Here is a 13,562-nt window from a genome sequence, read left to right as displayed (position 1 = left end):
AATAGATAAACAATTATATTGAATAGATATGAAAAAGAAATTTAATTTAAAATTGAGCCTATATATTTTGTTGTGCTCGTTTTTATTTGTAACAGGTTGCAAGGAGTCTAATTATAATAAAAATGTGATACTTGTAACTGGTACAGATAGTAATCCTGTAGCAAGGTTTGTGGTAGAGAACACACCATCATCTTATACCGTAACCGCTTCTGCTACAGATAAAGTTACACAAGATGTGACAGTAAATTTTGCAGTTGATAATTCATTGATAGAAGAATATAACCGCAAACACGGAACTAGCTATTATGCAATTCCAGCGTCGGCAATACAAGTAGACGGGTCGCAAGGCGTAATAAAAGCAGGCAGTGCAGCTTCAACTGGTATCACTGTTAGAGTTGTATCTACAGCAGATTTTGTAGACGGACGTACTTACGTTATTCCTGTTACTATCAAAAGCATAGAAGGTGCTAAAATTGATGTTTTAGAACCATCTAAGACTATCTTTTTAAGAGTGTCGAGGGTAATCAATTTTAACTCGTTAAACATGAACAACACTAACTTGTATAGTAATTTCATATTTGAAGATAATAAGGCTGTTAATTTGGTTAATTATACTTATGAAATTAAATGCTATATCAATGCTTGGCATACTACCCCTGAGCAGATTAGTCGTTTGTGTAGTTTTACAGCTAAAGACGAGTCAGCATCAAACATGCTTAGGTTCGGAGAAAATGGTCAGGACATCAACTCTTTACAATGGGTTAGTCCAGGTGGAAGTGTAGTTTCTGCTAAACGTTTCAATACTGGTCAATGGTATACTATTTCTTTAACCTTTGATGGTAAGAAATATGTGATGTATGTTGACGGTGTGAAAGATGTTGAATTGATAGGTAATAAAGCCTCTACATTTCAACGATTTGAATTAGGTATGTCTTGGGAAAACTATCCGGCAAGACAGTACTTTAATGGTCGTGTTGCAGAAGCCCGGGTTTGGAACAGAGCTCTTACAGCCAATGAATTACAATTAGGGATTTGCGGTGTAGATCCTAAGTCTACAGGATTGGTGGCTTACTGGAAATTCAATGAAGGTACTGGAAGTATATTTAGAGATGCTACAGGAAATGGCTATGATATGGACTGGTCTAAAACTGTTAGGGACAATACAGGAAATGGTACGCTAAACCCATTCAACAAGAGTGCTTTTGTTACTTGGCAATCTGATGGCGTAAATAAATGCAGTCAATAACTTTAAAATTAGTATGATGAACAAAAATATTTCATTAAACATCAGGTTTATAATAGTTTCATTTTTTGCTGTTATGGTATCTGTATTTCAATCATGTAGCAAAAAGGAAACTTACGACGTTACAGGAGATACTGAAACCAGGATCTTTATCAATTCTGAAGGGCGCAGTTCGCTCGCAAATCTCAAAAATAGTTTTACTTACACTATTCAACATACTGTAGAAAGTTCTACCAGTAATGCTGATATTCAGGCTAAGTTCGCTGTACAATCTACCAAACCTGTTAGCAGTACGGTTACTGTGAATGCAGAAGTAGATAATTCTTTGGTAGCGGCTTACAATACCGCTAATAATGTTTCTTTTGCGACTTTACCAAGCGGCGCTGTTACGCTTAATAAAACTTCGGTTACCATAGAACAAGGCAGTAGCATTTCGTCAGATCAGATATTGGTTTCAGTAGATCAGAGTAAATTTGCGGAATTGACCGCTCCAGCTTATCTGCTTCCAATCAAATTATCGTCTATATCAAACAACGCTGCAAAAATTAGCACAAATTATCAGACAGCGTATATTGTTATTAATACCAAAGAGGTAATAGTTAAGCCTAGTGTGCCCGCAAGCGGAATGTTAGGAGCTCTTGTTACCAATTATTCAACATGGGGAATTACAGCTAATGGCACACCTACTACAGGAACCACTTTAGCCCAAATGTTTGATGGTAATGTTTCAACTCGTTGGGGATTTGCAACACATCCTTTAACAATTACTGCAGACATGATGGAAACCAAGACTATTGGTGGTTTTAGGTTATTTGCCTACAGAGCCCTAACAAATGGTATTTCTTTCAGTAATGTGGTTGTTTCTGTAAGTGATGATGGTGTAAACTATAAAGAGTTAGGTACGGCAACAAATGCAACAATGACAAATGCTGCAGGTTATCAATATATTGGTCTTTACAAAACTGTTCAGGCCAGATATTTTCGCTTGGCAGTAACTTGGTCATCTACAAGTCAGCGAGGAATTTCTGAACTAGGTGTTTATGTTCAGTAACTAATTGAATTGATGTAGTACAAATCTTACAAAATTCTTTCAAAGAGGCTGTCTCAAAAGCCACAAAACCTACGATTAGTAGACCCTGAATTAAATTCAGCGTGGCCATTTATAATTTTGAGACAGCTTCTTTTTTTGCAACTTATTTGGACAGGAGAATTTCTTTATTGGTTGCTTATGCTCATCATCTTAAGGCTTAATCTTCATCATTTAATAGCGCAACTGAATTAGTCGTTTTTAATATATCAATAGATAGTACCCAAGTAACTTGAAAGGGTTTGGATACTATCGAAGCATAAATAACCAAAAAAACCAATGAACAAGAAGCTAATTCTTAAACTCATTCTGTTATCTATATTCCTGATAGGTTTTTCTATCAGAAGTTTTGCTCAGAAAAAACATGCTTTCGAAATAAAAGATGGACATTTTTTCTATGATGGAAAGCCTGTTCAGCTCATTTCAGGAGAAATGCATTATCCCCGTATTCCGCATCAATACTGGCGCCACAGGTTCAAGATGCTTAAAGCAATGGGGTTAAATACCATTGCCACTTATGTATTCTGGAATGCTCATGAAACAGAAAGCGGTGAATGGGATTTTTCTGAAGATAAAAACCTGCGTCGTTATATTGAAATTGCTGGGGAAGAGGGTTTACATGTCATTCTTCGTCCAGGACCTTATGCTTGTGCCGAATGGGAATTTGGCGGCTATCCGTGGTGGTTGCAAAAGGTAGAAAAGCTAGAATTACGTAGCGATAATGCGGCATTCTTGACTCATACAAAGAATTATCTCAAACGTTTATACCAAGAAATTGGTGATTTGCAAATTACAAAAGGCGGACCAATTGTAATGATACAAGTAGAAAATGAGTTTGGTTCTTATGCTGCTCAACGAAAAGACATTCCATTAGATCAACATCGAAAATATAACCAGAAAATAAAAGATCAATTGGCTGAAGTTGGTTTTGATGTACCTTTTTTTACTTCAGACGGTACTTGGTTATTCGACGGGGGAGCTATTGATGGAGTTTTACCAACAGCAAATGGCGAAGGAAATATCGCTAACTTAAAAAAAGCAGTTGATCAGTATCACAATGGTAAAGGGCCATATATGGTTGCTGAGTTTTATCCTGGCTGGTTGGCTCACTGGGCAGAACCTCATCCAGCTATAGATGCTTCCATTATAGCCCGTAAAACAGAAGAATATCTGCAGAATGATGTCTCTTTTAATTTATATATGGCTCACGGAGGCACAAATTTTGGTTTTACAAGTGGTGCCAATTACGATAAAAAGCATGGCATCCAGCCTGATCTTACCAGTTACGATTACGATGCGCCTATCAGTGAAGCTGGTTGGGTAACACCTAAGTTTGATTCGTTGCGTAACGTGATTAAAAAATATGCTAAATACAGTATTCCATCTGTTCCTGCACCTAATAAGGTAATTGAAATACAAGCTATTAAGTTATCAAAAGCTGCTGATGTTTTAAGTATGCTAGAGAAACAAAAAGCTGTTCAAAACAATACGCCACTAACCTTTGAGAAACTAAATCAGGGACATGGGTACGTATTGTATTCCCGAAAATTCAACCAACCCATTTCTGGGCAGTTAAATATTTCAGGATTACGTGATTATGCAGTTGTATATGTTAACGGAGAAAAGGTAGGTGAGCTGAATAGATATTACAATCAATATTCCATTGCTGTAGACATTCCTTTTAATTCTACACTCGATATTTTGGTGGAAAATATGGGAAGAATTAATTACGGAGCCGAAATTGTTCACAATAATAAAGGAATTATAGCACCTATTACTATCAATAATATAGAGATTGAGGGTAACTGGGAAATGTATAAATTACCAATGGACAATGCTCCTGTTTTTGATAATCTTTCAAAATCTGATGTTTATAATGTAGGCGAACCAAAAGCTAAAGCATTACAAGGAAGACCAGCTTTTTATGAAGGAACTTTTAATCTTTCTGAAGCAGGAGATACTTTTCTTAACATGGAAGATTGGGGCAAAGGGATAGTTTTTGTTAATGGGAAAAACTTAGGCCGTTATTGGCAGGTGGGACCTCAGCAAACCTTGTTTGTACCAGGCGTATGGCTCAAAAAGGAGAAAACAAGATTGTAGTTTTCGAACAAATCAATGATAAATTGAAAACAGCTATTGAAACAACCAAAGTTCCAGTTTTAAACAAGTTGAAATAAACTATAGCATTAATATCATGAATAATAAGAATATATGCCTACTTGCAATGGCAATACTTCTATCTGTGTTTTTTTCATGTAAGAACATAATTTCAGTAGCTCCTCCCAAACCGTATGCGGCTATTCCATCTAAAACTCAATTAGATTGGCAGAAGATGGAATATTATATGTTTGTCCATTTTGGCCCAAATACTTTTACTGATATGGAGTGGGGAAATGGGAAAGAAGATCCAAAACTTTTTAACCCTTCTTCGTTGGATTGTCGTCAGTGGGCAGCTACAGCAAAGGCCGCAGGAATGAAGGGAATTATCATTACAGCTAAGCACCATGATGGTTTTTGTCTGTGGCCTAGTAAATACAGTACACATACGGTTAAAGAAAGTCCTTGGAAAAATGGTAAAGGCGATGTGTTGAAAGAACTTTCAGCAGCTTGCAAGGAGTACGGTCTTAAATTTGGCGTATATCTTTCACCTTGGGATCGTAACCATCCAGCTTATGGCACACCAGAATACAACCAGATTTTTGCAAATACGTTATCAGAAGTATTATCTAATTATGGCGATGTGTTTGAAGTTTGGTTTGATGGAGCCAACGGAGAAGGGCCTAATGGCAAACGCCAGGAATATGACTGGGATTTGTTTAGAAGTACGGTATATAAACATCAGCCCAATGCTGTGATATTTAGTGACGTTGGCCCTGGTTGCCGTTGGATAGGGAATGAAGCAGGTTTTGCGGGCGAAACAAATTGGTCGCGACTTAATGTAAAGGGCTTTGCGCCTGGTCGTTCTCCGGCTTTAGATACTTTAAATTCAGGAAATAAATATGGAGCGGCGTGGGTACCAGGAGAAACAGATGTCTCTGTTCGTCCGGGATGGTTTTATAGTAAAGCTACAGACGATAAAGTAAAAACTTTAGACGAACTGCTAGGGATTTATTTTGCTTCGGTTGGTCGTAACTCAAACCTATTACTTAACGTACCTGCAGATAGAAGAGGATTAATTCATGCCAACGATTCACTTCGTTTAATGGAAATGAAGCAGGCAATCGATAAATCTTTCGGTGATGACTTGGCAGCTGGTAAAAAAGCATCTTCTGCTGCGGTAAGAGGAAACAGTAAGACTTATGCTGCAGCAAATTTGCTAGATGGTAACTACGATTCTTATTGGGCTACAGATGATAACATATTAACTGCTGCCGTGGAAATAGATTTGGGTAGCAGTATGGATGTGAATGCAGTAGTATTACAAGAATATATTCCCTTGGGGCAACGTGTTGCTCGTTTTAATATAGAGGTATGGAATACTGCCAAAAATGTATGGGAACAAGTAGCAGAAGAAACTACTATTGGTTACAAACGAATCATCAGGTTTAATACTCGTCGTACCAATAAATTAAAATTAAACATAGTCGAATCTTTAGCTTGCCCGGTGCTAAACAACGTTGGAATATATCGTTTGCCAGAAGCATATTTGCCTAAGAACGCGAACCAACAAGTGATTGTAAGGGAAAAAGGAGATTTGCCAGTTGATAAATGGAAAATCTTGTCTCCATCTATTGATAATATTGCTGAAGTTATAGATGGAAAGGCTACTTCGATAGCTGTAGATTTTAGTATACCTATTGTTATTGATTTAGGCGAAGAAAGCAAATTTAAAGGCTTTTTCTATGTACCAAAAGCTAAGGTATCAGCAGCAAATATAGCCCGTTACAATTTTATGATAAGTAGTGATGGAAAGAGTTGGAAAGCGTTAAAAAGTAATGCCATGTTTGATAACATCAGGAATAATCCAATCAGGCAAAATCAGTTTTTTGAAAATCATGTAAAAGGGCGTTATATTAAGCTAGAGCCATTGGAGCTTACAAATTCTTCAGAAAAATATCTGATTGCTGAGATTGGACTTTTAAAGTAGTTAATTTTTAGAAAAAGCATTGTTAAAAGAATAACTGTAGAAATAATGAAGAATAACTGCATTCATTTTATGTTTTTGCTAAGCTTTTTTATCACAACCGAGGTTATATACGCTCAGGATTATAACTGGCGAAAAGGGATATTAGTGGATGAATTTATTTATGATACTGCGCCTTTTCCCGCTGTACATGCTGCAACTATAGCAGAAACAAAATCAGGACTAATTACAGCCTTTTTTGGGGGGGAACACGAAGGGCACAAGAATGTAAATATTTATGTAAGTAAGCAAGTGAAAAATAAATGGACACCACCCGTGAAAGTAGCGGATGGAGTGCTGAATGATACACTAAGAAAAGCTTGTTATAATCCTGTCTTGTTTTATTATCCAGACGGAGAACTGCTGTTATTTTATAAAGTTGGTAAAAATGTGCAGGATTGGACCGGACATTTGATTCGTTCTTTCGATGACGGATTGACTTGGTCTGCTCCAGAAAATTTGCCCAAAGGATTTTTAGGACCTATCAAAAACAAACCAGTACTGATAGGCAATAAATTGCTTTGTCCTTCTAGTACAGAGAACAATGGTTGGCAGGTACATATAGAAATAACTGAAGACCGAGGAAAAACTTGGCGGAAAACAGCGGCCATTAACAGTAAACCATGGAATATTATCCAGCCAAGTATTTTAAAACTCAAAGATAATCGTTTACAACTTGTTTGCCGTTCGCAAAATGAACATTTGATATCTTCTTTTTCTTCTGATCATGGCGAAACCTGGAGTGATCCTATAGCATTATATCTTCCAAATAACAATTCGGGTACAGATGCGGTAACGCTTCGTAATGGAAAACATTTGTTAGTTTACAATCATGTTGGGGTTAAAGAGAGTGCTTATATCGAAAAAGCCCGTACACCACTTAATGTAGCCATTTCTGACGATGGTATTACTTGGAAGGCAGCCGCAATATTAGAAGACTCCGTTATTGGAGAATATTCGTATCCATCGGTTATACAAGGAAACGATGATATTGTTCACATAGTTTACACATGGCGTAGAAAAAAAATCAAATACGTAAAAATTAATCCTTCTAAATTATTAGAAAAAAATATTGCTAATTCTAAGTGGCCCGAATAATCATAAATCATTGCTAAACCCATTTTTATGTCGTTTAAGAATATTAAACTTACTATTGTTTTTTTGCTTTTTATAACTGTGAAAGGCTTCTCGCAAAACAATTATGATCTTATACCTTATCCTCAGCAGCTTGCTGTGCTCAAAGGAAATTTTGTGTTCTCCTCAAAAAATAAAATTCAAATTTTGAGCGAACAAAAATTAGATAAAGAGGTAGCCTATCTTCGTTCTGTTTTATCTCAATATCAAATAGAAACAGCTGCAAAATCAGCGACATCACGTATAGAATTGAAATTGTCTGCCGATGTTAAAGGAGAAGAAACATATCGACTTCAAATTAAATTTGGTTTAATTTCTATCACTGCTTCCAAGCCGTCGGGTATTTTTTACGGTATACAAACTTTACACCAATTAATGGCACTTAACCATATTGGAGCTGATCAAAAACAAATCCCAGCTCTTAATATAGTAGATCAACCTGCATATAGCTGGAGAGGATCGATGCTGGACGTATCAAGACACTTCTTTAATATGGACTATCTTAAAAGGCATATCGATAGACTTGCTTTTTATAAAATCAATAAATTTCATTTCCACCTTACGGATGATCAAGGCTGGCGTATAGAAATCAAAAAATATCCAGCGTTAACAGAAAAGGGTGCTTATCGCACTTTCAATAATCAAGACAGTGTATGTATGGAGTTGGCAAAGGAAAATCCTGATTTTGAGATAGACCCTCGTTTTATCAAAATAAAGGATGGAAAAGAAATTTATGGTGGATATTATACACAACAAGAACTTAAAGAGTTGGTAGCTTATGCCGCCGAACGCCATGTAGAAATTATTCCCGAAATTGATATGCCAGGGCACATGATGGCTGCGATATCGGTTTTTCCTGAACTTGTTGATGGTAAAATGGGCTGGGGCGAGCTGTTTTCTACACCACTTTGTCCGTGTAAAGAAGAGGTATATACTTTCGTAGAGAATGTGCTTAATGAAGTCATTTCTATTTTTCCTTCTAAATACATTCATATTGGAGCAGACGAGGTAGATAAAACAAGCTGGGAAAAATCTGAACTGTGTAAAGCAATGATGAAACGAGAAGGGATGAAGGATATACACGAACTACAAAGTTATTTTGTTCATCGTGTGCAAAAAATGGTAGAAGCTAAAGGCAAAAAAGCCATTGCTTGGGATGATGCCTTGGAAGGAAAAATCAACTCAGATATTACGGTAATGTATTGGAGAGGATGGGTTGCAGGCGCACCGCTAAAGGCAGTACAAAATAATCATCCTGTGATTATGTCGCCTACTAATCCGCTCTATTTTGATTTTTTTCCGGATAAAAGTTCGCTTAGAAATGTTTACAACATGAAGGTTGTTTTTGAGGATGTTCCTGCTGATAAAGTTCACTTAATTAAAGGTGCACAGGCAAACTTATGGGCAGAAAAAATTCCTTCAGAAAATAGAGCAGATTTTTTGTTGTTTCCACGATTAACAGCGCTTTCAGAAAGATTATGGACAAATAAAGGGACTTTTGAGAATTACAGCAACCGGTTATTAGCTCATTATCCAGTAATGGATAAGATGAAAATAGCTTATCGGTTGCCAGATTTATGCGGCTTTGCTTTAGAAAGCGTATTTGTAAAAGATGCTATTTTAGAAGTTAAAAATTCGCTGAAAGGTAAAACGATACACTATACAAAAGATGGTAGTACGCCTACCACCAAATCTCCTGTTTTAACTGGAAACTCTTTGGCTATCAATCAGCCAACCAGTTTGAAATTTGCGCTTTTCAGTAGTGGAGGAGCTCAATCTAAGGGAGATATTTACACGGTTAATTATAAGCCATCAACTTTTGCAACTGCCATAAAATCTCCTGAAAAATTAGAGAGTGGTCTGTCTTGTGATTTTTATAATCAACCTATAGATAAGGTTGCAAAAATAGCAGGTAAGCCAGATCAACAATTTTTGGTAAACAATATAAACGTGCCGAAAGAAGCGAAGGCTCCACAGTTTGGCTTAAAGTACGATGGTTATATTGAAGTACCTGAAACCGGAATTTATACTTTCAATCTTACTTGCGATGATGCAGGGATGTTGTACATCGCCGACAGGCTTGTGATAGATAATGAAGGGCCTCATTCTCCAATTGAAAAAAGTGGACAAGTAGCACTTGAAAAAGGCTTACATCCTTTCCGTTTAGATTTTGTAGAAGGAGGCGGTGGTTATACCTTATTGCTGCAGTATGCAATGGATGGTTGTAACGCAAAGGATATTCCGAATAATTGGTTTTATCGTCAAATAAGTAAGTAAATAAATGAAACCATTATGAGCAAACACTTACAAGTAGAAAATTATATCTGATGAAAAAATATCTGCTATCACTTACATTAACTGTAAGTGTGCTTTCTTCATACGGTCAAAGCGACCTAAAATATAAGAATCCGAAATTAAGTTCAGAAGTTCGTACGCAAGATCTACTCAGTCGCATGACTTTGGCAGAGAAGATTGGTCAATTGCGTAGCCCTTTGGGGTGGGAAATGTATGATAAAAACGGGAAGACAATTACACATTCTAAAAAATACGAAAAGCAATTAGACTCAGCACATACGGGCATGTTTTGGGCAGTTTTTAGAGCTGATCCTTGGACTAAAAAAACTTTATCCAACGGTTTAAATCCCGAACTCGCCGCCAAAGCAGCAAATGAACTTCAGCGTTACGCACTAAAAAATACCCGCTTGGGTATTCCTGTGTTTTTTGCGGAAGAAGCTCCTCACGGACACATGGCCATTGGTACTACAGTTTTTCCGACAGGTATAGGTCAGGCCTCTACTTGGAACCCAGATCTGTTAGAAAAAATGGGTAAAGTAATTTCAAAGGAAATTCGTTTGCAGGGCGGGCACATTAGCTATGGACCTGTGGTAGATATAGCTAGAGAGCCACGTTGGTCGAGGGTTGAAGAAACTTTTGGTGAAGATCAGGTACTCAGTGCCAAATTAGCTGCGGCGATAACCAAAGGCAATGGAGCAGGACAGTTAAATCAAGAGTTCAGTACCATTACCACATTAAAGCATTTTATTGCTTATGGCATACCAGAAGGCGGACACAACGGAAATTCGGCCATTGTTGGAAACAGAGAATTGCATGAAGTTTTTCTACCTCCGTTTAAGGAAGCAATAGATGCTGGTGCTTTATCTATAATGACTGCCTATAACTCTATAGATGGTGTGCCTTGTACTTCTAACAAAGAACTGCTTACCAATTTATTGCGTAATGAATGGGGTTTTAAAGGCTTTACCATTTCAGATTTGGTTAGCATAGATGGTTTGATGGGAAACCATTATGTAGCGGGAAGTTTAGAAGAAGCTGCTGCGTTATCGCTTAATGCTGGAGTAGATGTTGACTTGGGGGGCAATGCTTTTGCAAAATTGGAAAACGCTTTAAAGAATGGGTTGGTTAATGTTTCGGCTATTGATACTGCTGTGTACAGAGTGTTAAAATTGAAATTTGATATGGGCTTGTTTGATCATCCCTACGTAGATCCTAAGAAAGCAAAAGCAGGTGTACGCACAAAAGAACACATTGCATTAGCGCATAAGGTAGCTCAAGAGTCTGTAGTGTTGCTAAAAAACAAAGATAAGGTATTGCCGTTGGCTAAAAACTTGAAGGTTGCGGTTATTGGTCCTAATGCAGATAACCGTTATAATATGCTTGGCGATTATACAGCGCCGCAGGAAGAAGGAAATATTAAGACCGTGCTAAATGGTATTCAGACGAAGTTAAAACCAGAACAAATTATTTATGTAAAAGGCTGTGCTATTCGCGACACAACAGATGTAGAAATAGCTAAAGCTGTAGAAGCAGCTACAAAATCAGATGTTGTGGTTGTAGTTGTTGGCGGCTCTAGTGCCAGAGATTTTAAAACCGATTATTTAGAAACCGGCGCAGCGGTAGTATCTTCTAAAACCATAGGGGATATGGAAAGTGGCGAAGGTTTCGATAGAGCTACCCTGAGTTTGTTAGGTAAACAATCCGAATTGTTAAAAGCATTAAAAGAAACTGGAAAGCCATTAATTGTGGTTTACATTCAAGGAAGGCCGTTAGATATGAATTGGGCTAGCGAAAATGCTGATGCATTACTTACCGCTTGGTATCCAGGACAAGAGGGCGGGAATGCTATTGCCGATGTACTGTTTGGTGATTATAATCCAGCTGGCAGATTAGCTATTTCTATTCCTCGGTACGAAGGACAATTGCCAGTACATTACAACAAGAAAAACCCTCGTGGACACGACTATGTAGAAATGTCTGCAGACCCATTGTATTCATTTGGTTACGGATTAAGTTACACCCAGTTTGACTATACTAATATCGAAGTTCAACAAAATGGGAAAGATAGTTTCGAGGTATCGTTCTCTTTAAAAAACACAGGTGCCAAAAGCGGTGATGAAGTGGTACAGCTCTATTTGAGAGATGAAATAGCTTCTGTTGTACAGCCAGTTAAACAGCTTAAAGCTTTTAAACGAATACATCTTTTACCAAATCAGGAGCAAAAGTTATCTTTTTTACTTACAGCTAAAGATTTATCAATAATTGATAAAGATTTCAAAAGTGTTGTAGAGCCAGGAACATTTACGGTAATGATAGGTAGTGCATCTAATCGTATTAAGTTAACTAGTAAAATTGAAGTAAAATAACTTATGGAGAACAAACCTATTTTAGAAAGAAAATCCCCTATTAATTGGGTGCCAACAGTCTATTTTGCAATGGGGCTTCCATTTGTTATCCTTAATATGGTCTCGGTATTAATGTTTAAAGGAATGGATATTTCTGATGCACAAATTGCTTTTTGGACATCTTTAATTATGTTGCCTTGGACATTAAAACCATTATGGAGCCCATTTTTAGGAATGTTCAAGACCAAGAAATTTTTTGTCGTATTAACACAGATCGTTACCGGTTTAATCTTCGGTTTAATCGCTTTATCCTTGCAGTTGCCTCACTTTTTTGCTTTATCTATAACCTTGCTGTTTATTGTAGCTTTTAGCGGAGCTACACATGATATTGCTACAGATGGTGTTTACATTACTGAATTAAGTAAGGAAGATCAGGCACAATGGATTGGTTGGCAGGGTGCTTTTTATAATCTAGCAAAAGTGGTTGCCTCTGGAGGTTTAGTTTGGCTTGCTGGTTATTTAATTGGACATTTTGGGACAGTCAATGCTTGGATGATAATTATGATGTTATGTGGAGTAATGATGCTGTTGTTAGGTATTTATCATATCAAAGTTCTTCCTAAAGGAGGAGTTGCCAGCGGAGAAGCCCGATCTCTTAAAGAAGGTAGTTTGTTACTTTGGGACGTGATTAAAAGTTTCTTTGAAAAAAAGTATATCCTATGGTACATCGCCTTCATCATTCTATATCGTTTTGCAGAAGGCTTTGTAATGAAAATTGTTCCACTCTTTTTAAAAGCGCCCATAGCCCAGCAAGGTTTGGGATTGTCTGAACAACAAATAGGATTGTTCTATGGTACATTTGGAGCAATTGCCTTTATACTCGGTTCTATTTTGGGAGGGTATTATATTGCTCGTGTGGGCTTAAAAAAATCGTTATTCTTACTGTGTTGTACATTCAATATTCCTTTTGCGGTTTACTGGTTATTGGCCATTTTTCAGCCTTCAGAAGGTTGGATTATAGCTTCTGGAATTGCCTTTGAATATTTTGGATACGGATTTGGGTTTGTTGGCCTTTCACTATTTATGATGCAACAAATAGCGCCAGGTAAGTACCAGATGGCTCATTATGCTTTTGCTTCCGGAATTATGAATCTTGGAGTGATGCTTCCGGGCATGCTAAGTGGCTATATGAGCGATACATTGGGTTATAAGAACTTCTTTGCTTTTATCTTATTGGCAACAATACCAGCATTTCTCATTACCTACTTGGTTCCATTTACCTATACTAACGAAAAAAACGACAATTTTTCTTCTAAAAATAGATAATATAAAAAA

The 13,562-nt window shown here is 37.1% G+C and carries 8 protein-coding genes; all 8 read left to right on the top strand.

The window, feature by feature from the left end:
* Positions 1 to 28: 28 nt before the first annotated feature.
* The gene (locus OVA16_RS19515; protein WP_267762684.1) at positions 29 to 1,246 is read left to right on the top strand and encodes a BT_3987 domain-containing protein; all 1,218 of its coding nucleotides are present in this window, start codon (positions 29 to 31) and stop codon (positions 1,244 to 1,246) included.
* Between the two features lie 13 nt (positions 1,247 to 1,259).
* The gene (locus OVA16_RS19510; protein WP_267762682.1) at positions 1,260 to 2,294 is read left to right on the top strand and encodes a BT_3987 domain-containing protein; all 1,035 of its coding nucleotides are present in this window, start codon (positions 1,260 to 1,262) and stop codon (positions 2,292 to 2,294) included.
* Between the two features lie 315 nt (positions 2,295 to 2,609).
* Positions 2,610 to 4,430, top strand: coding sequence for a glycoside hydrolase family 35 protein (locus OVA16_RS19505; RefSeq protein WP_267762681.1), 1,821 nt, complete (start codon positions 2,610 to 2,612; stop codon positions 4,428 to 4,430).
* 94 nt (positions 4,431 to 4,524) lie between these two features.
* Positions 4,525 to 6,417, top strand: a complete 1,893-nt coding sequence (locus OVA16_RS19500) for an alpha-L-fucosidase (RefSeq protein WP_267762680.1) — start codon at positions 4,525 to 4,527, stop codon at positions 6,415 to 6,417.
* Positions 6,418 to 6,462: 45 nt separating this feature from the next.
* Positions 6,463 to 7,551, top strand: a complete 1,089-nt coding sequence (locus tag OVA16_RS19495) for a sialidase family protein (protein ID WP_267762679.1) — start codon at positions 6,463 to 6,465, stop codon at positions 7,549 to 7,551.
* Positions 7,552 to 7,578: 27 nt separating this feature from the next.
* Positions 7,579 to 9,864, top strand: coding sequence for a family 20 glycosylhydrolase (locus OVA16_RS19490; RefSeq protein ID WP_267762678.1), 2,286 nt, complete (start codon positions 7,579 to 7,581; stop codon positions 9,862 to 9,864).
* Between the two features lie 50 nt (positions 9,865 to 9,914).
* A complete protein-coding gene (locus tag OVA16_RS19485; RefSeq protein WP_267762677.1) occupies positions 9,915 to 12,248 on the top strand; it encodes a glycoside hydrolase family 3 N-terminal domain-containing protein in 2,334 nt (777 codons plus the stop codon).
* 3 nt (positions 12,249 to 12,251) lie between these two features.
* Positions 12,252 to 13,553 (top strand): MFS transporter, encoded by a 1,302-nt coding sequence (locus OVA16_RS19480; RefSeq protein ID WP_267762676.1) that lies wholly within the window; start codon positions 12,252 to 12,254, stop codon positions 13,551 to 13,553.
* The last annotated feature ends 9 nt before the right edge of the window (positions 13,554 to 13,562 follow it).

Origin of the sequence: Pedobacter sp. SL55 (assembly GCF_026625705.1) — a bacterium.
Taxonomy (GTDB): domain Bacteria; phylum Bacteroidota; class Bacteroidia; order Sphingobacteriales; family Sphingobacteriaceae; genus Pedobacter.
The sequence above is the reverse complement of the archived record's forward strand: the minus strand, read 5'-3'. Positions and strand labels throughout refer to the sequence as shown.